The 24276-nt window shown below is 44.4% G+C and carries 21 protein-coding genes; 14 read left to right on the top strand and 7 right to left on the bottom strand.

The features are described 5' to 3' along the window. Positions 1 to 28 precede the first annotated feature (28 nt). Positions 29 to 829: a Cof-type HAD-IIB family hydrolase gene (locus G400_RS0110175; RefSeq protein ID WP_017261570.1), complete on the bottom strand. Its 801-nt coding sequence runs from the start codon at positions 827 to 829 to the stop codon at positions 29 to 31. A 255-nt stretch (positions 830 to 1084) separates the two neighbouring features. On the opposite strand from G400_RS0110175, the gene G400_RS0110170 reads away from it, so the two are divergent. The 5 genes from G400_RS0110170 to G400_RS0110150 all read left to right on the top strand — a co-directional run bounded on the left by G400_RS0110170 (position 1085) and on the right by G400_RS0110150 (position 7233). Next, positions 1085 to 1972: a PPK2 family polyphosphate kinase gene (locus G400_RS0110170; RefSeq protein ID WP_017261569.1), complete on the top strand. Its 888-nt coding sequence runs from the start codon at positions 1085 to 1087 to the stop codon at positions 1970 to 1972. A gap of 21 nt (positions 1973 to 1993) precedes the next feature. After that, positions 1994 to 3520: a Ppx/GppA phosphatase family protein gene (locus tag G400_RS0110165; protein ID WP_017261568.1), complete on the top strand. Its 1527-nt coding sequence runs from the start codon at positions 1994 to 1996 to the stop codon at positions 3518 to 3520. Positions 3521 to 3622: 102 nt separating this feature from the next. Further along, positions 3623 to 5788 carry an RNA degradosome polyphosphate kinase gene (locus tag G400_RS0110160; RefSeq protein ID WP_017261567.1) on the top strand — a complete coding sequence of 722 codons (2166 nt, stop codon included), beginning with the start codon at positions 3623 to 3625 and terminating at the stop codon, positions 5786 to 5788. A gap of 39 nt (positions 5789 to 5827) precedes the next feature. Then, positions 5828 to 6847, top strand: coding sequence for a Ppx/GppA family phosphatase (locus G400_RS0110155; protein WP_179108747.1), 1020 nt, complete (start codon positions 5828 to 5830; stop codon positions 6845 to 6847). Then, positions 6844 to 7233, top strand: coding sequence for a VOC family protein (locus tag G400_RS0110150; protein ID WP_017261565.1), 390 nt, complete (start codon positions 6844 to 6846; stop codon positions 7231 to 7233). Before G400_RS0110155 ends, G400_RS0110150 begins: the two co-directional genes overlap by 4 nt. A gap of 123 nt (positions 7234 to 7356) precedes the next feature. On the opposite strand, the gene G400_RS15055 is transcribed toward G400_RS0110150, so the two are convergent. Both G400_RS15055 and G400_RS0110140 read right to left on the bottom strand, forming a co-directional pair. After that, positions 7357 to 8049 (bottom strand): DUF4811 domain-containing protein, encoded by a 693-nt coding sequence (locus G400_RS15055; protein WP_017261564.1) that lies wholly within the window; start codon positions 8047 to 8049, stop codon positions 7357 to 7359. Continuing rightward, a complete protein-coding gene (locus tag G400_RS0110140; RefSeq protein WP_017261563.1) occupies positions 8049 to 9518 on the bottom strand; it encodes an MDR family MFS transporter in 1470 nt (489 codons plus the stop codon). The genes G400_RS15055 and G400_RS0110140 overlap by 1 nt, the downstream gene beginning before the upstream one ends. Before the next feature lie 237 nt (positions 9519 to 9755). Between G400_RS0110140 and G400_RS0110135 the strand changes: the two genes are divergently transcribed. Next, the gene (locus tag G400_RS0110135) at positions 9756 to 10463 is read left to right on the top strand and encodes a hypothetical protein (RefSeq protein WP_017261562.1); all 708 of its coding nucleotides are present in this window, start codon (positions 9756 to 9758) and stop codon (positions 10461 to 10463) included. 60 nt (positions 10464 to 10523) lie between these two features. After that, positions 10524 to 11459, top strand: coding sequence for an alpha/beta hydrolase (locus tag G400_RS0110130; RefSeq protein ID WP_152323521.1), 936 nt, complete (start codon positions 10524 to 10526; stop codon positions 11457 to 11459). Positions 11460 to 11925: 466 nt separating this feature from the next. Here the strand turns inward: G400_RS0110130 and G400_RS0110125 are convergent, their stop codons facing one another. Then, positions 11926 to 13548, bottom strand: a complete 1623-nt coding sequence (locus G400_RS0110125; protein WP_017261560.1) for an ABC transporter permease — start codon at positions 13546 to 13548, stop codon at positions 11926 to 11928. Then, positions 13541 to 14479, bottom strand: a complete 939-nt coding sequence (locus G400_RS0110120) for an ABC transporter ATP-binding protein (RefSeq protein WP_017261559.1) — start codon at positions 14477 to 14479, stop codon at positions 13541 to 13543. Before G400_RS0110120 ends, G400_RS0110125 begins: the two co-directional genes overlap by 8 nt. A gap of 726 nt (positions 14480 to 15205) precedes the next feature. Here G400_RS0110120 and G400_RS0110115 point away from each other — a divergent pair. After that, entirely contained in the window at positions 15206 to 15952 is a 747-nt protein-coding gene (locus tag G400_RS0110115) for a LytR/AlgR family response regulator transcription factor (RefSeq protein WP_017261558.1), read from the top strand. An 8-nt stretch (positions 15953 to 15960) separates the two neighbouring features. Continuing rightward, positions 15961 to 16632 (top strand): HD domain-containing protein, encoded by a 672-nt coding sequence (locus tag G400_RS0110110; RefSeq protein WP_017261557.1) that lies wholly within the window; start codon positions 15961 to 15963, stop codon positions 16630 to 16632. 92 nt (positions 16633 to 16724) lie between these two features. On the opposite strand, the gene G400_RS0110105 is transcribed toward G400_RS0110110, so the two are convergent. Both G400_RS0110105 and G400_RS0110100 read right to left on the bottom strand, forming a co-directional pair. Further along, entirely contained in the window at positions 16725 to 17519 is a 795-nt protein-coding gene (locus tag G400_RS0110105; protein ID WP_017261556.1) for a hypothetical protein, read from the bottom strand. A gap of 10 nt (positions 17520 to 17529) precedes the next feature. Beyond that, positions 17530 to 18027 carry an aminoacyl-tRNA deacylase gene (locus G400_RS0110100; RefSeq protein WP_017261555.1) on the bottom strand — a complete coding sequence of 166 codons (498 nt, stop codon included), beginning with the start codon at positions 18025 to 18027 and terminating at the stop codon, positions 17530 to 17532. Positions 18028 to 18147: 120 nt separating this feature from the next. Here G400_RS0110100 and G400_RS0110095 point away from each other — a divergent pair, with 120 nt between their 5' ends. The 5 genes from G400_RS0110095 to G400_RS0110075 all read left to right on the top strand — a co-directional run bounded on the left by G400_RS0110095 (position 18148) and on the right by G400_RS0110075 (position 24180). Next, a complete protein-coding gene (locus G400_RS0110095) occupies positions 18148 to 18876 on the top strand; it encodes a GntR family transcriptional regulator (RefSeq protein WP_017261554.1) in 729 nt (242 codons plus the stop codon). Positions 18877 to 19199: 323 nt separating this feature from the next. Further along, entirely contained in the window at positions 19200 to 21584 is a 2385-nt protein-coding gene (locus G400_RS0110090; RefSeq protein WP_017261553.1) for a phosphoketolase family protein, read from the top strand. Positions 21585 to 22263: 679 nt separating this feature from the next. Next, positions 22264 to 22710, top strand: a complete 447-nt coding sequence (locus tag G400_RS0110085; protein ID WP_017261552.1) for an 8-oxo-dGTP diphosphatase — start codon at positions 22264 to 22266, stop codon at positions 22708 to 22710. Further along, a complete protein-coding gene (locus G400_RS0110080) occupies positions 22707 to 23186 on the top strand; it encodes an NUDIX hydrolase (protein ID WP_017261551.1) in 480 nt (159 codons plus the stop codon). The genes G400_RS0110085 and G400_RS0110080 overlap by 4 nt, the downstream gene beginning before the upstream one ends. Before the next feature lie 106 nt (positions 23187 to 23292). After that, complete coding sequence (locus tag G400_RS0110075; RefSeq protein WP_017261550.1) at positions 23293 to 24180, top strand: DegV family protein; 888 nt, start codon at positions 23293 to 23295, stop codon at positions 24178 to 24180. Positions 24181 to 24276 lie beyond the last annotated feature (96 nt).

Raw genomic sequence — 24276 nt, 5'->3', positions numbered from 1 at the left:
AGTGTACGAGGAGATGGCTCAAGCAATTTTAGAAGGCAAACTTTTCTAAAAATTGAGCGACCCCGTCGTCATCGTTGTTACCCGTAACGTCGGTTCCCGCTGCTTTGATTTCGGGTTTGCCATTATCCATAACTACGCCGACTTTGGCTGCCTTCAACATACCTAAATCGTTTTCAGCGTCGCCGAATGACATCAGGTTATCAAACGTCATGTTGTAGTGCTTTAGCAGTGCGCTAAGACCAACGTGTTTGTCCATGTCTTTATCCAAAAATTCAAGAATTTTTGGTTGTGAGCGAACTGCGTGATATTTAGCATTCATTGCCGGTGTGAGGTTCGCAACGGCATCATCCAGTACATCTGCGTCATACGACATGACTGCTTTGCTGTAGTCACCCTCTGGCAAGTCTTTGAAATCGCGGTGAGTAAAGGTTAACCCGGCGTTGAGCATTTTTTCGTAATAGGAGTCAGGCAAGTCAGCCAGTGGCCACACTTGTTCAAAGTCCAAGACATCGAGTGGATAGTGGTGTTCATTACAATATTCGTGGAGTAAGGATAAATCTTCCTTTCTAATGCCTTGTTGAAAGAGCTTTTGGTGACCGACATTTTGAATGACTAATGCGCCATTAAATGTGATGGTGTAGTCGTCTTCATTAGTAAGTCCCAACTGTTCAATGTATTTCCAAATAGCGTTGATTGGTCTGCCAGTGCAGAGCACCACTTTGATGCCTTGTTGATGGAGTTGTTTTAGAATCTTTTCATTACGTGGACTGATTTTTTTGTCACTCGTCAGTAGAGTGCCGTCTAAGTCCAAAGCAACCATTTTAATCATGATAACCCTCCGTATTTGTGGACGATGCCACCGTGTTTTCAGTCTAATTCGTAAGGAAAACGAACACTAACGAATCAAACAAACTTACATCATAACGGTAGCATAGTTTGTTCAATCGAGAACAAGTTTTTCGTCAATTTCCAAAAAGGGGCGTGTTTTTGCTTAATTTGATTTAACTTTGTTAGGGAAGCCAGTAAAATAAAGTTAGCAAGAGAATTGCCCAGAATTTTAGCAAGAAAGTTGGGAGTGGGTAGGATGAATTATGAAAGTGAATATCGTTTTGATGGTAGCGAACGGCTTCATTTAAAGAATCAAGCAACCAGTTTGCCAAGCCCGGTGCCAGACAAGGATAAAATCAAGGCTCAGTTAGCTGACAACATTACGAAATTGGCCGATCTCCAGTCGCGTCTATATGCACAAGCTAGCTATGGTGTGGTTGTGTTGTTGCAAGGAATGGATGCAGCCGGTAAGGACAGCATGATTCGTCACGTGATGAGCGGTCTAGATCCAGAAGGCACATCAGTTGTGAGCTTCAAGCAACCAACAAGTAATGAGTTGGCCCACGATTATCTATGGCGAATTTCTTCTGCACTCCCACGTCGCGGCAGTATTCAAATTTTCAATCGCTCTCAGTATGAAGATGTGTTGATTAGCCGGGTTCATCCGGAAATTCTGTTGGGCCAGCATTTGCCTGGTATTAATCAGCTTAGCGACGTCACGGACGACTTTTTTAATCAACGTTTTCGTGACATCACACACTATGAAGAATATTTAAAACACAATGGTTTCATCATGGTGAAATTTTTCCTTCATTACTCGCGCGATGAACAGAAGCATCGGTTTGAAAAACGCATTGAAGTGCCTGATAAGAACTGGAAATTTTCCGCAGCTGACATTAAAGAACGTGCCTTTTGGGATGATTACCAGAAAGCCTATGAAGATATGCTGAATCACACGGCTACAAAGGAAAATCCGTGGTACATCATTCCATCAGATTCTAAATGGAATTCACGGATGGTTGTTTCGGATATTTTAACGACTAGATTGGCGGCCTTAAAGCCAGAATATCCAACCGTTACCGACGAGCAAAAGCAACAGTTACACGAAATTTTGAATCATTTGCAAACGGACAAAAAAGCGTGAAATAAGCAAGAGGGGGATGTCATGGCCAAAGGAAGTTTATATGGCGCAATGGTGATTAGCGCGCAGGACATGCAGCTAATTATTGTTGATGTTAAGAGACAGGCAGTCATTGAGCGGGTCAGTGCACCCATTCATCTAGGCAACGATTTGTTTGCGGGGAAACGAATTGACCCGGAACGGTCTGACGAAGTTGTTACGATTCTTCAGCGTTTCTTACAGTTGCTGAAGGACTATAACGTGACGGATTATCGCCTGGTGGCCTCACATACAATTACCAGAGCGGAGAACATTGATTACATTCGTGATCACATCTACATCATGACGGGCGTGACCTTGCATTTTATGACGGTCAATGAGGAATCGCTGTTTTCTTATGAAGCAGCGCAGTTATTGCCAAATTTCAACGAGCTCATTAGTGGTCGAACCGTGTTGATGCAGGTTGGTGCCAGCATGGTGCATTTCATGATGTTTGTTGATGGACATTTAACGTTAACCCGGGAGTTGTTCCTAGGTCCGCTTCAAGTTGCGACCCAGTTGCAAAATTTGGAGCATAAAGTGGAATCCTATCAGGAAGTTCTTAGCGATTATTTGCATTCAAAGCTAGTAAGTCTCTATCAGTACTTACCCGATGAGCCGTTTGATAAGGTGATTTTGATGGGTTCCAAGCTGAATTTGTTGGAGAATCTCATCCCTAAGGGAAAACGGTACGTTCAGTTAAGTCGCAAAGATTTTGATAAACAATTCCAGTCAGTTGTACAAATGACACCACAGGACATGTTGAATCAAAACAATCTGCCGGCTGATCAAGTTAATGAGGTGTTACCACTCTTTCTATTACTGGATGAGGTCTTCAATCATTTGCACACAAAGTCCATTCACTTAACTGACTTTAAAGTGATCGATGGCTGTGTCGTAGATGAAGAAATGAGTCGGAAGAAACACCCGCGGAATACCGATGCAGTTAGTCAGGTTATGTTGGGGGCCGCTTATGAGTTGGCTCGTAGATTTCACGTCGACGAGCGGCACCAACAGTCTGTCGTGTTATTTGCAACTCAATTGTTTGACCGCTTGAAAAAGATTCATGGGTTGGGTTCCCGTGAGCGCCTGTTACTTCAGTTGGCCGCTATTTTGCAAGACAGTGGTCTATTCATTGACAGTACGCAACATGCTTTTCACTCCGAGTACATTATCAATCACTCCGAAATGTTGGGCTTGCGCGCCGATGAACAGGTCGAGGTGGCGGCCATTGCCCGGTATCACAGTTCTGAAACGGTATCAGCTGATTTGAGCCGTTTTAACATCACAATGGATAATCGGTTAGTGATGGTTAAGTTGGCGGCTATTTTACGTTTGGCAGATGCGTTAGATGACAGTCGTCTGCATAAAATTTCTAAAATCAGCGTTTCCATCAAGAAACCAGAAATTATCATCCATGCCACTGCTAATGATGACATTGAATTAGAAACTTGGACTTTCAATGGCAAACGTAAATTCTTTGAAGAGGTTTATGGCATGACGCCGATTTTGAGAAGAACTGGTCGATTTTAGTGTAGATTACTGGTGTTGGTTAATAGCGATGAAACGACAGGCGTTTAGTGTGAATCAAATAAGCAAGCATGTATGAGAGTCGAACCAACAGGAGGGATAAGGATGGATTTTTCAGATCCAAGTTTATATGTCAACCGTGAGCTAAGTTGGGTTGACTTCGACGACCGTGTATTGGAAGAGGCGCGTGATAAAAACAATCCGTTATTGGAACGAGCGCGGTTTATTGGGATTACTCAAAGTAACCTGGATGAGTTTTTCATGGTTCGTGTAGCCTCACTGCGTAAGATGGAGGATGTTAATTACACCAAACCAGATGTGTCGGGGATGCAACCTAGTGAACAGCTGGAAGCAATCAGTGAAAAGGTTCACCAATTGGTTGAGAAACAATACAGTACGTTAAATCGTTCGATCGTGCCCCAGATGGAAACAATTGGCATTCATTTGCGTCAGTATGACGAGTTGAATTCTGCTCAAGTCAGTTTCTTGACGCAGTATTTCCGTGAAGTGTTGTACCCAGTGCTGACGCCAATGGCAGTGGATGTTTCTCGACCATTTCCGTTTATTAGCAACAATACCTTAAACATTGCCTTACGGTTGGTTAAGAACACTAAAGATGAAGAAAGCGGCAAAAAGGAACATCGTTTTGCGACGATTCAGGTACCGGATACATTTAACCGAGTGGTCAGTTTGCCTGGCACGAATGAGTTTATCTTGTTAGAAGAAGTCATCAAGCACTTTTTAGGTGAACTATTTTCTGGCTTTAAAGTGAAAGAAGCTCGTGCGTACCGAGTTATTCGAGATATGGACTTTGACGTAACCGAAGAGGATGCCAGCGACTTGCTAAAGGAAGTTGAACATGAACTAGCTGTCCGTGATCATACACAAGTTATGCGTTTGGAAATCGAAGCTGACATGTCCAAACAGTTGAGAAAACAACTGATTCACGATTTGCAGGCGCGAGAAAAGGACGTTTATGACATTAAAGGTCCCATCGATCTACGTTTCTTGAGCAAGCTAGTTAAGCAGGTGAAAGGGCACAGTGAGTTGATGTATCCGTCGTTCACCGGGTATATTCAACCAGCGTTGCGACAGGATAACTTGTTTGACGAAATTAAAAAACGCGATATCTTCGTTCAACATCCGTATGATAGTTTCGATCCAGTCGTAAAGTTTGTGCATGAAGCGGCGACGGATCCAGACACGCTAGCCATTAAAATGACGCTGTACCGGGTTTCTTCACAATCACCAATCATTAAGTACTTGGCGCAGGCCGCACGTAATGGGAAACAAGTTACCGTGCTTGTGGAATTGAAAGCACGGTTCGATGAAGAAAATAACGTGAAGTGGGCGCAAATGCTCGAACGCGAAGGTTGTCATGTTATTTATGGACTAGTTGGTTTAAAGACGCACTGCAAGTTACTGTTAGTCGTTCGTCAGGAACCCGATGGCATCAAACGATACATGCACATGGCGACGGGGAACTACAACGATGTGACGGCGCATTTATATACTGACATGGGGCTGTTTACAGCGGATCCATTGATGGGCATTGACGCTTCAAATATTTTTAACATGTTGTCCGGTTTTAGTGAGCCTGATCATTTTGAACGGGTGGCCATTGCGCCGACGACGTTACGTGGCTTTTTGTATGATCGCATTGATGATGAAATTGCTAACGCTAAGGCTGGTTTACCGGCGGCCATCAAGATGAAGATGAATTCACTGTCCGACAAGGGCATGATTGAGAAATTATATGACGCCTCGGCCGCTGGCGTTAAGATAAGCCTGATTGTCCGCGGCATTGTATGTTTAAAAGTTGGTGTGCCTGGTGTATCTGATAACATTACCGTTCATTCTATCGTTGGCCGCTTACTGGAACACAGCCGTATCTATGACTTTTATGCGAATGGCGAGCATCAATTGTACTTATCATCAGCTGATCTGATGACACGGAATATTAGCCGTCGGGTAGAACTACTCTTCCCCATCCTCCAGGATGACATTAAAGAACGGGTGGGTCACATTTATGATCAAATGTGGCATGATAATGTCAAAACGCGTGTGTTGCATGCAGATGGTACGTGGCAAAAGGTGGATCGACGTGGCTTAGCACCATTAGATGTTCAAGATAGCTTAATCAAAGAGGCTGCTCGCAAATCACAGGCAGATGCTAAGTTAGCAACCAGTCAACCGCAGACGCCATTCGTGCCGCTGATGCGACCATTGGATGAAACCACCACAGATGACGATGATTCTGATGACGAGTAATTTGAGATTAAACGTTGAACGAGTTTGATAAGGAGGGTAATTGTGGAAAATTTTGCGGTCATTGATTTAGGCTCCAATTCGTGTCGCATGACAGTTACGGAAATCAACGACGATGGTAGTTTTAAACGTAGCCAAATGAGCAAACAGTTTGTCCGTTTGTCAGAAGACATGGGGCAGTCTGGCGCATTACAACAAGCCCCCATGGATCGAACTATTGAAGCACTGAAGGGCTTTTATGAAGAGTATTCACAACTCCCAAACCTCACGTTAAAAGCTGTGGCAACGGCGGCAGTCCGGAATGCATCCAACCAGAAAGTGTTTTTAGATCGGGTTCGCTCAGAAGTTCATGGATTAAACATTGAAGTGATTTCTGGCACGGAAGAGGCCCATTATGACTACCTAGGGGTGATCAATACGTTACCCGTGACTAACTGCGTCATTATGGATACTGGTGGGGCTTCTTGTGAATTGGTTTTGGTTCAAAATGGACGAGAACAAAATTTAGTGAGTTTGCCTTTCGGATCAGTTAACTTGTCAGAAACCTTTTTAAAGCACGGCTTGGATCAGCTCGCCGCAGTGGACTTATTTAGACTGTCAACGGCTGTTCAGCGATTGTTTAATGGACTGTGGTGGCTTCAACGGGGGCAGAATTTGCCCCTCGTCGCATTGGGCGGGTCAAACCGAACTTTGGCAAAGATTCGGCGAAAGCAAAAGAATGTGGCTGATTTTGAGGATATTCACGGTTTTCGCATGAGTGTTTCCGAAGTTGACAATGTTTATGCGGAAATTATTGAACATAATTTGGCGGAGCGAAAGGCTATTCCTGGTCTCTCAAAAGATCGCGCGGATATTATTGCAGCAGGGATTACGCCAATTGTCACAATTATGCGATTTTTGGACTCTGGCCGCGTCATTTTCTCAGAAAATGGGGTTCGTGAAGGCATTTTGTATGAACATCTTGATCAGTTGCGGGCTAAAGGAAAAATTGGTAATAAGAAAGATAATATTTCCAACACTAAAAAGAGTGCTGGTAGCCGTAAGAAAGCTGATAAAAAATGAGTGCGTTTGAAATTGATCATTTTGTCCTTACAGTGGCCAGTATTGATCGGAGCGTGAAATTTTATCGGGATCGGTTAGGATTGACCACCGAACAATTTGAAGACGGTCGGACAGCGATTCGACTGTCTTCAAATCAGAAAATTAATCTCCAGATAAAAGCGCACCCTCATTTGCCGGTAGCTGCGCACCCGACGTTTGGTAGCAGTGATTTTTGTCTCATGACGGATAAGACGCCGAAGACCTTAGTCACATGGGCAGAGCAGCAACATTTAATTATCGAAACTGGCCCTGTGGTTCGCCATGGTGCAAGGGGGACGATGACATCGTTGTATGTTCGTGATCCGGATCAAAACTTGGTGGAACTAGCGGCTGTGGGAACGTTGTAGTCGTTTCCAGCAGAACTTATCGCAGAGATTCCAAAAAGAATAAGAAAAGAGTGGCAACTTAACGTAACTAACAGTTTATCAATCCGTTAGTTAGGCTAAGCCGCCACTCTTTTTAAATGATTTTTATTTTAGTTGTGCTTTAAGCACGACGATTGTCGTTTTCTGAATTAATGCAGAACGTTGTGAAGCCGACATTTTAGAATCTTGTTTAACTGCCTTAGCTACCTGCTCAGTAACCTTTGTTTTAATCGCTTGTTGTCGGACAGGTGATTTCATAATCTTGGCAAGTTGTTTGGCCTCAGTGGTGCTGAGACTTAACCACGTTTGTGGCAAACGGAACGTGTAATCACGGTGGGCAACACGGTTTTGTTCGCCAGAAAATGCAAACAGCGCATGTTGCCAATCGTTACGATATTGCCAACGAGAGGTGGTTACGGTTAAAGTTGCCTGATCGCTCGTCGCTATTTTTAGTTTGGAACTGACATGCTTAGTTGGCACTGCCTGTGGTTTGGCTTGCGACGTGTTGGTCCGGTACAGATAGACCTTTTCTGTGCCATTTCCTAAGGGTTGATAGAGAAGGACATTAGGCACACTAGCGGGTTGGTTCGGAATACTGGAGACCAACGTTGATGTCGTTCGTTGATGCGTCTTTACCATGCCGTACTGAAAATTGTCGTTTGCTATCAGTAAACCAATCATGCCCAAGAATAAAATCAGAAAACCGCCAATTAGCCAGCGGCGTAATTGATGACCATTGAGAAGCACGACGGCCCAAAATAACCCAAGCGTTGCAATAATTAATGCGATAATGACCATTATCCACGCCTCCTTAAGTTACCCGGTTTAATGCGGAAGGCTAGCACGAGACCAATTAATGCAAAGATAGTTGCAGTGAGGAAAGCTGCATGATAACCTGCCAGCGTTGCGGATAATGCGTGTGTACCATAGGTGAGTGGTGTGCTGTGCAGCAACGATTTAGCTGGCATATTAGAGTTGGTCACGTTTGTTAATACAGAAATGAGGATGGCCGTTCCCATTGACGAGAAGACCTGACGTCCAGTGTTGTTAACAGAGGTTCCGTGACTCATGAGGCTTAACGGTAGGGCGTTCATCCCGGTTGTCGTCACTGGCATCATGACCATTGAGATCCCAAACATTCGGATGGTGTACAGGATGGTAACGAAGATGATCGGGGTTGTTTCCGTCAATGTGACGAAGAATGCTGTTCCAATCGTCAGTAAGAACATCCCGGTGATTGCCAAACGGCGGGCTCCAATGCGGTCGAATATGCGACCGGTAATGGGACTCATGATTCCCATCATTAACGCTCCAGGCAACAGAATCAATCCAGAGTGAAAGGCTGATTCACCGCGAACTGTTTGAATATAGAGCGGCACCACCATTTCGGCGCCCATCATGGCCATGTTAACAACGGCTACTTCAATGACGGACAGGGTGTAAATTGGTGATTTGAACACCCGCAATTGCAGTAGCGGATTTTCGATCGTCAGTGACCGCCAAATGAATAAGCCAACGAAAACAAAGCCGATAATTAAGGTGATGTACACTTTCGGCGCCGTCCACGAGCTGGATCCGACACTACTGAATGCGTAAAGCATGCTCCCAAAACCGATTGTGGACAGTGCGACTGACACCCAATCCGCACTGGTTTTCTTTGTTGGAAAAATCTTACGCATGGTGAAGATAGCAAGGGTGAAGACGATGACTGGGAATGGCAAAATGACGACGAACAATGCTCGCCAAGAGTAATTGAGCAATAACCACCCAGACAGGGTAGGTCCGATGGCAGGCGCTAATCCGATAACAATTCCGGCTAAGCCCATGGCCGACCCACGACGTTCAGGCGGGAAGATTGTCAGCATTGTTGTTTGAAACGTTGGCGCGGTGATTCCAACGGCAACGGCTTCAATCAAACGGCCGGCTAGAAGCACGCCAAATGTTGGCGCAATCATACAAATAAAGGTACCGACAAAGAAAATGGCCATCGCGGTTAAGTACAGTGCCTTGGAACTGTAACGTTGCAACAGAAATGCGGAAATAGGGATGGTGATGCCCATCGCTAGCATGAATCCAGTGGTCAACCATTGAACGGAATCGGCATCGATATTGAACGTGCGCATTAGAGTTGGAAATGCGGTGGTAAGGGTCGTCTGCACGATAAATGTGCTAAACGTCCCTATAAGCATTGTGATGATGAGAAGCAAACGGTTATAGGGTTTGCCATTGGCATCGACCACTTTAAATTCGGATGATGAATTGGACACGAAAAAGCCTCCTTGTGAACAACATTTATGTAAACAGTCATAAAAATCGTTTTGACAATGAAATAGATAAGTGACGCTAACGAGGACAGTGACTGCCTCAGTCAATTGTGAAGTTGGCACAGTCAGGTACGTTAGCGCTAAAATAGATTGAACCAATCATTCAAAATGATGAAAGTCCAACAAAAAATTATACGCCATTTACTGATAAATTGTTAGTAAAAGGGCCGGAGGCAGATTGTGACAACAATGACCACTGTGATGAAGCAATTAAAACGCAATCGTTTAGTTTGGCTACTATGCGTTTGTGACATCCTATTGCCACTTGGGCTCACCGGTTGGCTCGCGTCATTACACGGCGTTGAGTTCGCAACAGTTGTGCCAATATTAGCGCAAACACGTGTTTTTGTGTTCTTTTTATCATGGGTTGTATCCGGCATTTTAATTAGCATGGCAAAAAAGAAAAATGGCAATGTGACGGGCAAACAAAGCTGGCAAAACCTCTTTTTAATGACGCTTTGTGTTGATATAGCACTGATGGTCGTTAATCAGGTGATATTACTAACTACTGGAACATTATTTTTAGGACATAACATTGTCTTCCCGTGGCGCCAGTACTGGCGAATGCAGTTAGGTCTGTTCCCACTGATATTAAGTGGCCAGGTGATCTATGAGGTCATTGGTATTCATAAGGTAAGCCGTATGGCGACAATGTGGTGGACACTAGCAGCGACATTTGGGTTAACTATTTTTATTGCTGTTGGACGGTTAATGTTTGACTGGTCGCAACAATTGCGATTAATATCAGTATTTAGTTTAGTGAGCGCGGGCTATTGGAGCACTTGGAATCAGGTATTGGCAAGCTGGCTTAGTAGCATGATTACCTGTGTACTGGCCGTATTAATCAGTTACTGCTGGCTCGGCAGGCACAAGCATTCGTCAAAGTAGTGTGCAAACGACAATGGTGCCGCGTTCAGGGATTGGAGATTGACAGTGAAAAAGAGAACAATGGTTAGTTTGGCAGCGCCATTTGTGATTGCAACGGGTGTTGCCGGCATTTCAGAACAACTGTATCGGTATGCCTTCAACCGCGTAAACAAGGTTCCTGAAACTTCGAAAGAGAAACAGAAATACGCGGATGCCTACTACGGTTATGTTGACTGGTTACGTAATCAGCCAACGCAGGTTTGGCATTTGCACGAGGATGATGCCGCGCATAAATTGGCAGCTACTTATTTAGCAGCAGATGTACAAACGACGGACACGGTGATCATTTCACACGGTTACAAGGGCAACGGCGAGACGATGGCCAACTACGCGAAAATGTTTCACGAGTTAGGTTACAACGTATTATTGCCTGATGATCGGGCGCATGGCCGATCTGCTGGTCGCTACATTACGTTTGGCTGGCTGGACCGCTTGGATTATTTGGATTGGATTCAGCGCGTTATCGAAGACACTGGTCAGGATGCGCGGATCGTCTTATTTGGTGTATCAATGGGCGGTGCCACGGTTGAGATGATGAGTGGGGAAGTCCTCCCAGAGCAAGTGCGTTGTATCATTGCGGATTGTGGCTATTCCAGCATTGATGACGAGTTGGTGTACTTGCTCAAACGAAATTTCCATTTACCAAAATACCCGTTTTTGCCAGCGGTGAACGCGATTAATCAGCGCAAACAAGGGTTTAGCCTGACGCAGGTTTCATCGGCTGAGCAACTCAAACGTAATCGCCGGCCAATTTTCTTCATTCATGGTGAAAAAGATATTTTCGTTCCTGCTGAAATGCTGGCGGCTAATTACGATGCGACTCAGGGACCAAAGGAAAAATGGGTCGTGAAGGATGCAACGCACGCTGAAAGCTTTTGGATTAATCCGGCAGCCTATCAACAGCATGTTAAACAATTTCTTGATCAATATTTGACCTATCGATTGCCACAAGAATAATTGTTGACTAGGTATTGATTAACGATAGATATATGGACATTGTTCTAGTCTAAAACGCTTCATCCCGTCATTTTGTTGTGACGACGGGATGAAGCGTTTTTGTGTTCAACATAGAGTTGAAGGTTTATTAACAATGAGTTGCAGCTTTAGTACCAATATAAATGCCACTTACGGTTGTCAATTTCCTGAGAGTGTCATTTAACGTTCAATGATGCCATGTAAGTAGCGGTTTATTTATCTGTAATAGGAGTGGAGCTGATTGGAAACAGAGATCCGTGTCGACAACACTTGGCGGCGTGAATTTGGCCGCTTAGTGTTGTGGGACGAGTTCTGAGACGAACTTTGGCTCAGAATCGAGGGAGAAAACCGTGGCTTGTGCGGGTTGAACCCGATCCCCACGGAGCGGCGTTTCCAGTCGGCGTAACGGGAGACGGCTGGACAAGTTGCAGTTTTTAACTTTTTATAGTTAGTTGGCACTGTTCAGATCACGCAACTGATATCCGATCAGTCCAACAACAAATAAAACCGCGGCTATCCCAGTTTGCCACCAGAATACAGACCAGTTCAGCGGCGAAGCGGGCACATGACCAATGAATCCAAATGGTGACAATTTGGTTGCCCACTCAGGTAAATCAAATAAGCGACCGAAGTAGTTCATCACAAAGGTTGCACCAAGGTAGAGCCAAACAAGACTGCGTAGTTTAGGCAGCCAACCAACGAGTAACGCACCGGCACCTAAGAAAATGAGTAGCGGCGAGATGTTGGCGAGCAAGCCATGAATAAATAGTTTGTTAGCCAAGGGGTGGTCTAACACCATGTTCGCTGCAACGGCTAAACCACCGACAGCTGCCACAAGCGCTAATAAACTGATGACGATGCCCCAAAGACTGAGAACCACGTTAAGCCGGAGACGGGAAACGGGCCGGGCATGCAGCATTTCAAGCATTCCCCGTTGCTCATCCGTGGCGATTCGATAAATAATTTGTAGACCGGGAATGATTGCACAAACCGTGAAAATGATCATTAGCAGGGCAATAAATGATTTTAGAACTTGAGTAGTGGCTAACGCGGCAGTATGAGGATCAGCTAACAATTTTACCGTAATAGGATTCGACTTGAGAATGTCAGCGACGGTGTTAAAAACGGAACCGTACATCGCGCCAAAAATACAGAGACCGATTACCCAAGCTAGTATAGTATTGCGCTCCAACCGGCCCACTAGTGAAATTGGCCCGCGAAGAAAAGGGCTGGCATGCCTCCGACCAGGCCGGGTGGCCAAAATACCTGCGTTAAGATCCCGGCGCGCTCGAAGCATGATTGCGAGGACCATGAAAACAACGATAGTGAGCAGCATTAACATGGCTGGAAGCCAATTGTTGTTGCGGTACGTTTGCAACTTTTCAACCCAACCAAGTGGAGAAAGCCATGTGTAGCGGGGATGTGAAACATCGGTTAACATGCGCCCAAGGTAGACAATGCCAAAGAGTAGGTAAGCAAGACTTGTTGCAGCACGGCTACTAGATGTTAGTTGTGCACAAACGATAGCAAGCAGACCAAACATCAGACCACTGAGTCCAAGGCTGACACCAAGAACAAGGTTGCCACCCGTATTAGTGCCATTTAAACCAGCAATTTGCAGGCCGCCTGCGTAAAGTAACGCTAACAGGCCGTTTGCAACCACTAATTCACTAATTGCTGCCATCATAGTGGCATAAGGGCCGACGTAGCGCGCTGATACCAGTTCCGTCACACCGCTATCTTCGTCACCACGTGTCAGTGCAATGGCTAATGAATAGTTCATAATGACTCCGAAAATGGCCATAAAAACCGTCATCTCGCCGGCAAAGACATCAGCGGAACTGTACGGGCCATGGGGGAGACGCCCAAAAAGTGAAATCATTGCCGGCGTATTTAACGTGGCAGTAATTTTTTCAATGGCGGTTTTGCTTCCGTATAAGTTATTGAACTTGGCTGCAATACTTGCGAATAAACCTCCTAGCGCAATCAGCCAAATCAACAACTTAAGCCAATCGCGCCGAAGATTGATTCGTAAGATTTGGCCTGTTTGAAAGAACGGTTGCTTAGGCATCAGGACCATCTCCCGTCGTTGAGTTCACAGGCCGCTCATTTTCACGGCCATAATAGCGTAAAAATAGATCCTCTAAAGTTGGCGGGGTGCTTCGTAACGTTAGGATTTGATGATCGGCTAAGTATTGAGTAATTGCAGTCATGGCGTCTGAATCGGCCGCAAAAATTGCCGTAGTTGGATTAGTTTGTTTGAGTTGATGAACACCAGGTTGATTGCTTAAGTCGGTCAATGGCGTTTTAGTAGTCACTGAAATCTGCGTGCGGGTCAAGTGTTGCATTTCCGTGAGCGTACCTGTTTCAATAATTTGACCTTCACGGATGATACCAATACGATCACACATTTGTTCAACTTCCGACAAAATATGGCTAGATAGCAAAATTGCTTTGCCAGCCGCCTTTAAGGCTTTTACTTCGTCCTGGGAAACCTGCTCATTGAGCGGGTCGAGGCCAGATGTTGGCTCGTCGAAGATATATAAATCGGCCCTTTGCGATAAGGCAGCAATCAGGGCAACTTTCTGCCGATTCCCCTTGGAATAGGTGCGTGCTTTCTTACCGATATCGAGTCCAAACGCCTTAATTAACTCATCCGTTCGTTTAGAATGTTGCTGGCGACTGAGCCGGAGAAATAGGTCGATAATTTCACCACCTGTAAGATTAGGCCACAAATAAACGTCGCCAGGAACATAGGCGATATTTTTATGAATACTGACCGCGTCGCGAAAAACGTCCTTCCCAAAAATGGTGGCCGTACCACCTGTTGCTCTTAATAGACCAAGTAATGTGCGAATTGTTGTTGATTTTCCGGCTCCGTTTGGACCAATAAACCCAAATACTTCACCAGGTTGTACGTCAAACGAGACATCGTGTAATGCTTGAAATTTACCAAATCGTTTTTGAAGATGAGATACGTGAATTACTGGGGATAATTGCATGGTTCAATGCCCCCTTTAGGCAGATGAAATTGCAGTTGGAAGACTTGTCAATTTGCAGGTTAAATATCCTGTCGCTGTCAGTGTAGAGTGCTATTCTGGGGGTGTCAATTTTAAAATTTTGCAGATGATAAAATAGTCGGAATATCGGCCGTCTCAGTTTAAATAAAAGACGTGTGATACAAATTCATTAATTAAATTGACGAACAACTGACAGTCTGCTGATAATTTGGGACGTAAATTGATTAAAATGGGTTTGCCGTGCGCATTTGAGCGGGCGGGTGCATTACAATCAATTGCGGGACAGCATTTAGCATGACAAATCAGAAAATTTATTTGCGTTGTCATGACCGTGTGGAAGTAGTCTTTTAGGAGCTACCTTCAAGTGCCGGTTCGGCGGCGACGCTTTTTCGTTAGAATCGTAGTAACAAAGTTTACTTGATGATGGATCATGGACGATGTGATCAGAGCGTTAGAGGTCATTGGTCCGCAGTAGGCCAGTAATCGTATCGGCAAATGATATGAGCAACGATAGTTTAGACGTTTTTGAACTAATGTCCGCTTTTTTAGAATGATGAATAGTTTTCAGTTGATAAAATGAAGACAAGTTGGTGGCGATACAACGTATATTGATTTAAGAGTTTATTGGCAACATAAAAAATAACGAGGCCCGATAAACGTAAGCACGATTGTTGGGATGTAAACAAGGTAAACAAAGGAGAAATCGTCATGATTCTTTACGTTTGTGAAGATAATTTAAAGGAACGACTATGGCTGACAACTTGCCTTGAAAACGAACTTAAAGAATTAAATATGGACATTCCGATTGAAAGCGAAGGGCGACCGGAAAAAGTGTTAGCAACATTGGCTGACCATCCGGGCCCAAACATTTATTTCTTGGACATTCAGCTTAATGCGGCGGTTGATGGTATTGAACTGGCTCGACGAATTCGCGAGGTGGACCCCTTAGGCTATATTGTCTATGTCTCTATTCGTGAGGATCGTGCGTTTGAAACAATCACGTCGATGACCATGCCTACAGGATTTCTTTCCAAGGAATTTATGTTTGATGCTGAGAAGTTTAAACCTCAGCTTCGCCAAATTTTAGTGACGATTCAGGATCATTTGAATCAGGTCCATCCGAACCAGCCGGCTTATTTAGAAATCAAGAACGGTGGTTTTTTAATTCGGTTGCGCCAAGATGATCTGTTATATATTGAAAAGGTGCGTCGGTTGAAAAAAGTTACGGTCGTCACGACAAATAACCGTTACGAGGTGAATGGCAGTATTCATGAATTAGCTAGTCATCTGACAGCAGACAATTTTTTTAATGGCTTTCAAAGTTATATTCTCAATACAGAACATATTCAGACCGTCAACTTTACGTTGGGGCATGTTACGATGAGTAACGGTGACGAGTTGAATTTCTCGCGTGGCACCATCAAAAAATTACGCGATTTTATTCGCGAAAAGTAGGCGACAGTATGGCAGAGGGACTGACCCCAGCAGAGCAAACACAATTGGATAAAATTGAGTCTTACGCACGTCAGCAACTTGGTAGCGATCGTTCGGGACATGATTTTTTCCATTTAGAACGGGTCGCAAAGTTAGCGGATCGAATTGAATTAATCGAACAAACAGGACAACGTTTTATTGTTTTAGCAGCGGCCTATTTGCACGATGTTATTGATGATAAGCTTGTTGAAGATCCTGAGGCCGCCCACGCGGCGTTGAAAGAACAACTTTCAAGCTGGGATGTGAATGAGGACAATGTAGCGGCTATTTTTGCAATTATTGATCACATGTCATTCAGCAAAAATCTTGGGCAACATCAGGCGCTGAGTCCGGCTGGTCAAATTGTTCAAGATGCCGATCGCATGGATGCCATTGGTGCGATTGGGATTGCTCGGACATTGACTTATGGTGGACATCATGACCGGGTACTGTATGATCCGGAGATTGAACCTCGTCACGATATGACCAAGGCAGAATACCGCAAAGCGGATGGCACCACGATTAACCACTTCTATGAAAAGTTGTTGCTTATTAAGGACCAGATGAATACGGTTACCGCAAGAAAAATGGCAGAACAACGCCAACGGGTGATGCTTGATTTTTTACGTGAATTCAAACAAGAGTGGAACGGCGAAGCCTAACCTTTTGAAGTGTAACTGACCAGAGACTAAAAACGCGCTGATTTCCAGAAAATGGAAATCAGCGTGTTTTTAGTTTTGGTAGAAGAATCATTTTATTTATCTTTAGTTAACCAACGAGTTACTAAATTTACGACTGCTGAAAGCACAACAACCAGACTAAGTGCAAAGAAGACGGGCACCAGGTGGGCACGAGACCACTCTGTAAATGTGCTGGTTAAGACGCCTGCACTTAAGCCAATTAAGCCGAGGAGCACGATGTAGGACGAAACGCCTGCACCGGAATTTCGTAAGTCAGCACTGCTGAGATCAAACCCACCAACGCTAAGATTCGTTACTAATACTGCCCAGATTAGCCAACGTCCCGTGTTGACTAATAGATTACCATCGGCCGTTGCCGGTTGAAACAGATTGTTAAGACTGGGGTGCATTGCAAACATTACCCAGTTGTGGAACATCGTTGGCCATAGCCAAGCGGTGAGTCCGAAAATAACGGCACTGACGCCGATAATTGGTGCAAAGCCGATAAAAAAGTTTCCCATCGTTTGGTAACTGTTGCCACTGTTCCAGCGGTGATTGACATAGCCGAGGGTTAACGCTTCTGGATCAGTGGCTTGTCTGTCCGGATGGGCAAATTTAATCAGCCTCAAACCAGTAATTTTATGACCAAATAATAATGCCATGATTAAATGGCTAGACTCGTGAACGATGATACCAAGGAATCCTAGGTAGACTTGAGCGTTCATACCATAGTAAGTGGCGAGCTGTTGTTTGGTATTTCGATTGATCAGTGTTAGCACCCAACTAAACAAAAGCGGTAGTGCTAACCCGTAAAAGAAGATGGTCAGCAGACTGATTAAAATCTGCTGACCTAACGTGCTAAATGACATTAAGTTATTCCTATTCTTCCTCTAAATCGGTAAATGTACCGTGAACTAATTCTGCGACAGCCGTTGCATCGACCTGAACAGAACGGCCAATTTTTCCTGATGAAACGACGATTTCACCTTGCTCTTGTGCAGCCGTGTCGAAGTAAATGGGATATTGGTATTTTTCCCAGATACCGATTGGCGTATTAGCGCCATGTTCATATCCAGTGGTGTTTAGCAAGTCTTTCAATGGCACCATGCCAACTTTTTTGTTACCAGAAGCTGCCGCCAACTTTTTATAACTCAGGTGGGTGTCAAGCGGAACAACACCGACCAGTGGACCAGTCACGTTGCCGGTTAGAACCAGTGTTTTATAGATATTGTGTTCATCATAATCTTCGTGATCAACATCCAGTTGAGCAACGTCTCCAGCTTGGTGGGTGGCAAACTCTATTTGTTTGTATGGAATCTTCGCCTTATCTAAGATTTTTTCGACGAGTGTTTTCTGAATTCTTTTTTTCTTAGCCATTAAATTGGACCTCCAAGAGATTAAAAATTGGTACGAACCTAAAACACAATTGGCCGGACCAATATTTTTCTGGTATACTCTCAATGAGTAGTATACAAGAGAAAGGAACCTTGCGTCGAGATGGCAGACTTAGTTTATAAAAATGTAATGCAAGACTTAAAACGTCGCATTAACGATAATCAGTTTCCAGATAAACGGCTGCCTGACGAGCGGAGCTTGAGTGAATCATACGAGGTGAGCCGTTCATCTGTTAAGCGAGCACTTAATGTACTGGCGCAACAGGGAATTATTTTTAAAAAGCGTGGGTCTGGTACGTTTGTGAACCCATTGTACATTAAAAATCAGGCTGTTTTCAGTTACGAAGGACGGAATCTTGGGGTTACGGATTCAATGAGAGTGGATGGCAAGAAGCCGAGCATTAAGTTACTCGACTTTCAAGTGATTCCGGCAACACCAGAATTACAGCAGGATCTATTCTTGAACGCCGATGATTTTGTGTATCAAATTAAACGTCTGCGATCACTTGATCAACAACCAGTGATGATTGAGACAGGGTTTATTCCAATTAAGATAATGCCAGAACTGTCAACAACGGTTGTATCAGGTTCGATTTTTAATTATTTGGAAGACAACAAACACGTCTCAGTCACCAAATCATTCATGACCGTTGAAGCCGAGCCTTCGGACGACAAGGATCAGGAATTGCTATCGCTGAAGCCAACTGAACCAGTCGGTGTGATGAGCGGGATTTTTTTCTTGGATGATGGGACCCCATTTGAAGTGTCAAACATGCGAATTCACTACAAGTATATGAAATACAACAACTTTGTGGATTTGGATGCAGACTAAATTAAATACGAGTTATTAGAAAACACTAAGAATATTAAGTTCTCAGTGTTTTTTAGGTTCAATTTAAGGCTTAATTTGTTAGCATTGGGGCGGATTAGCGAGGAACCGATCCCTATAATGCCGCTCTTTGATATGCAAATAAAGGCAAACTAACCAATAGAAACATTCGATCACGGTAATTGGGTCGTACCAATTTTCTAAAAGGTTGACTTTTATTTAAAAGCGTCTATTATAGTAACTGTAAATTGACCGGTAAAAAAGTCGGTGGATTTCACAGCAAATTTCGTGTTATTAAAAATTATCTCGAAGGAGTGTAAATATTCATGGCAGTTGATTACGACTCACAAGAATACTTAGACAAAGTTGACGCTTACTGGCGTGCGGCTAACTACCTTTCAGTTGGTCAGTTGTTCTTAAAGGACAACCCATTATTGAAGGGCGACTTGACGGCAGAAGACGTTAAAGTTAAGCCAATCGGTCACTGGGGCACAATCGTTCCACAAAACTTCATTTACGCACATTTAAACCGTGCCATCTTGAAGTATGACTTGAACATGTTCTATATCGAAGGTTCAGGTCACGGTGGTCAAGTTATGGTTTCAAACGCTTACCTTGACGGTTCATACACTGAACGTTACCCACGTATCACACGTGACGAACAAGGTATGCAACGCTTGTTCAAGCAATTCTCATTCCCAGGTGGGGTTGCTTCACATGCTGCTCCTGAAACACCAGGTTCTATCCACGAAGGTGGAGAACTTGGTTACTCTCTTTCACACGGTGTTGGTGCTATCTTAGATAACCCTGACGTTATTGCTGCTGTTGAAATTGGTGACGGGGAATCAGAAACTGGCCCATTGGCTGCTTCATGGTTCTCAAGCAAGTTCATCAACCCAATCCACGACGGTGCTGTATTACCAATTATTCAAGTTAACGGGTTTAAGATTTCTAACCCAACTATCCTTTCACGGATGAGCGATGCTGACTTGACTAAGTACTATCAAGGTATGGGCTGGAACCCTCGTTTCGTTGAAACTGATGGTTCAGACCACAAGAAGGCTCATCAAGACATGGCTAAGGCCATCGATGCATCTGTTGAAGAAATCAAGGCCATTCAAAAGAATGCCCGTGACAACAACGACGATTCATTACCTGTATGGCCATTGATCGTGCTTCGTGCACCTAAAGGCTGGACTGGTCCTAAGAAGGACTTGAACGGCGACCCAATTGAAAACTCATTCCGTGCTCACCAGGTTCCAATTCCGGTGGACGCAAACCACATGGAACACAAAGACATGTTGGTTGACTGGATGAAGTCATACAAGCCTGAAGAATTATTTAACGAAGACGGTACTCCTAAAGAAGTATTGTCAGAAGTTGAACCTAAGGGTGACAAACGTATGGCTATGAACCCTATCACTAACGGTGGGATTCACCCAGAACCATTGAAGATGGATGATGTTCGTAAGTTTGCCGTTCCTGAAAGTGACTTGAAGGATAACTCCAAGCAACGGATGGACATGGAAGTTATGTCACACTTTGCTGGTGACATCATGAAGGAAAACCCAACGAGCTTCCGGATCACTGGTCCTGATGAAACTCAATCAAACCGTTTGTGGGGTCTATGGGATGCTTCCAAGCGTCAATGGATGGAAGACATTCACGAACCAAACGACGAAAATGTCGCACATTCTGGTCAAGTTATTGACTCACAATTGTCAGAACACCAAGCTGAAGGTTGGCTTGAAGGTTACGTTCTGACTGGTCGTCACGGCTTCTTCGCTTCATACGAATCATTCACGCGTGTTATTGACTCAATGTTGACTCAACACTACAAGTGGTTACGTAAGGCGCAAGAACAAAACTGGCGTCATGACTACCCATCATTGAACATCATCAACACTTCCACTGTGTTCCAACAAGACCACAATGGTTACACTCACCAAGATCCCGGTATGATTGGTCATATGGCTGAAAAGGGTCACGAACTGGTTAACGAATACTTGCCAGCTGACGCTAACTCATTATTAGCTGTTATGAACAAGGCTTTGCAAAGTCGCGAAGTTATCAACTTGATTGTTGCTTCCAAGCACCCACGGACTCAGTGGTTCTCCATTGACGAAGCTACGGAACTTGTTAACAACGGTTTAGGTATCATTCCTTGGGCTTCTAACGATGATGGTGCAGAACCAGATGTTGTCTTTGCAGCAGCTGGTACTGAACCAACAATGGAAAGTTTAGCTGCAATTACCTTATTGCACGACAGCTTCCCTGACTTGAAGATTCGCTTCATCAACGTTGTTGACCTATTGAAGTTACGTAAGAAGGGTGACGACCAAGACAACCGTGGTTTGACTGACGAAGAATTCGACAGTTACTTCACGACTGACAAGCCTGTTATCTTTGCTTTCCATGGCTTCGAAAACACATTGCGTGGTTTGGTTTACGACCGTCATAACCACAACATCCACTTCCACGGTTACCGTGAAAATGGGGACATCACTACACCATTTGACATGCGTGTCTTGAACGAATTGGACCGTTTCCACTTGGCTAAAGATGCCATCAATGCAACTAGCTTTGCTGAAAAGGCCGGCGAATTCAGTCAACACATGGACGACATGGTTGCTAAACACAACCAGTACATCCGTGATGAAGGTACTGATTTACCAGAAGTTAATGCATGGCAATGGAAAGACATTAAGTAGTCTAAACATTGATATAACAGGGTTTGCGTACTCCACTCGGAGCAATGCAAACCCTGTTTTTTTTGTGTGAAACGAGCTTTACTTGAATTTGGGCTGGTAATCATTTTGGTAATCATTTGGGCTGGATTTGACAATTTCAGCGTCCAATTCGTCCAATTTTGAGATGGCATTTTGTTTAATTTCTGGGGTAACTGTCGCATAGGTTCTGGTTGTAGATGGATCAGGGTGCCCCAATAAATGAATAGGGTTCACACAGTCCGTTTGGATTGCGTGAACCCTGTTTTTTTGTTTTCAATCGCAGAGTGGTGGATGAATGACGTCTTCGGTTGCCAAAACTGAACTCCAGCCGTGGGACCGGTTCGAACCCCTGAGATGCGGGTTTCTCACCTCGCCGTGAAGCCGAAGGGGCACGTCTTCACGACAGTCCTGTGCAGTAAATTCGACTCAAACCGTCTCATTAACAGCACCTTCACGGCTTCCTTTCAGTTTTAGCTCCCTTCCACTCCGCTACATTTCTGTTTTTGAATCTTAAAAAATCTGATGGAGCTTTAGTGTTTATAACCAAAGCAGAAGATAAAAAGAACATATATTCGCAAAATTTCATGATTGCAAAACCACTGTATTAGCAAGATAATATAGCCACGCTGTCAAAAACGCACAGACAAACGAGGAGGGTAACATGGCGAAGACCGAAGAAGTTGAATTGACTAACATGGTATTGGTGTCAGATAACGAAACCAACCAGATTTTGGTTGAGGATCGCAAAAATCCTGATTGGCCTGGTTACACATTTCCGGGTGGTCACGTGAAAGCCGGCGAAAGTTTTGTAGATTCTGCGATTCGAGAAGTAAAGGAAGAAACAGGCCTCGACATTCATAATCCCGTTTTTTGTGGGATTAAAGAATTTATGACTGAACATGGACGTTATGTTGTCGCCCTATTCAGAACGGATTCGTATTCAGGTGAGCTACGATCATCTGATGAAGGAAAGGTTTGCTGGATGCGCCGTGACGAAATGTTTCAGCATGAAATTGCGGATGGCATGGACAAACTGTTGAATGTTTTTGAAAAACGGAGTGTGTCTGAACTTACTTATTTAGAGAACCCGGACGGCGAATTTAAATGACCGAAGAAGCTGACGATCTGTTGTTTAGGCGTAGTAAACGAACGTTTAACGTGCGCGCGAGTGGACTGCTAGTCCGAGGGGACAAAGCGTTGTTTCATTGTAGTATTGATGACGATGGTCAGCCGTATTTTGCGTTAGTTGGCGGCAAAGTTAAGTTTGGTGAGTCCTCTGTTTCGGCGATTGAGCGCGAATATCGGGAAGAGCTGCATATCGATGTGAGGCCAAAATGTCTGTTATGGGTGATGGAGCATCAGTTTGGTACGTCAAAAGATGTCTGGCAACAGGTCAATTTCGTTCATTTACTCGACAGTCCACAATTAGGAAACTTGCCAAACGGACGTTTTACCATCGGTCGTCACACGTTTGAATGGATTGGCTTAAAGGATTTTCCGACCATGCCAATTTATCCAGCAATCGTTGGGCGGTCATCGACATTGCCCGCTGGCGTTCAATACGTGAACGATATTGACGACTAAAGTGATTGCTCGCTCGAAAAATGGTCACAAGTCGGGTATGATGAATGTACACAAATGGTTGCGAGAAATTTAGTGGCAATCAATAAAAATGAAGCGAGGCAGCGGGATGAAAACAGCTGTGATCACGGACAGCGCCAGTTACTTAGATCCTGAAGTAGCGAAGGCCGCTGGTATCCGAGTGGTGCCAATTACGGTGATTTTTGGCACCCAAACCTACTTAGAAAATGTTGATATTACCAGTGAACAGTTTTACAAACGAATGCGCGAAGAAAAGGCGATGCCATCTACTGCCCAAGTGACAATGATGCAAATGCAGGAGCAGTTTGATGAACTAATTAAAGAAGGTTATGACGAAGTGATTTGTATTCACTTGTCGAGTGGTATCACGACGTTCCTACAAAACCTTGAAGCCTATGCACCAACTGTCAAAGGTATCAAAGTCTATCCGTTTGATTCACGGATGGCTAGTGAAGGTGAAGCTTGGTTGGCATTACTGGCTGCTAAGATGGCTAAGGCTGGCAAGAATGCTGCTGAAATTTTGCCAGTGCTTGAACATTTGCGTGAGACGACCCATGTGTACTTTGTGGTGGACGATTTAAGTCACTTGTTACGGACGGGTCGGATTACGAACAGTTCCGCTTTTGTGGGGAACTTATTGCGGATCAAACCGATTCTGACGTTTGAAGATGCTAAAATTGTGGCCTTAACGAAGGAACGAACGGCCAAACGTGCCTTCCAGAAAGTTAAGCGTGATTTTGAAGCGTCATTGGGCGATGAAGATTATCCGGTGCGTGTTGGCGTGATTGACGGGAACAACCCCGATGCCAGTGCCACTTGGATGAGTGATTTAACCAGTGAAAACCTGAAAACGGACGGTGGCAAAGATCCTCAGTTTGAGGTTGCTCATATTGGGCCTTCCATCGGTGTCCATACTGGCGAAAAAGTCATGGGCCTCGTCTGGGCCGAAGACTGGCAAACACTGGGAGAAGAATAATAGAGTGATGCCGAAGCCCGGGAGAAACCGAGCAATAACGGGTAAGGCGAGACATTCGGTGGGCTTGCGAATGACTTGACTTACGTGTTATGCACA

The sequence above is a fragment of the Furfurilactobacillus rossiae DSM 15814 genome (genome assembly GCF_000428925.1).
In the GTDB taxonomy this organism is placed as follows: domain Bacteria; phylum Bacillota; class Bacilli; order Lactobacillales; family Lactobacillaceae; genus Furfurilactobacillus; species Furfurilactobacillus rossiae.
The sequence above is the reverse complement of the archived record's forward strand: the minus strand, read 5'-3'. Positions and strand labels throughout refer to the sequence as shown.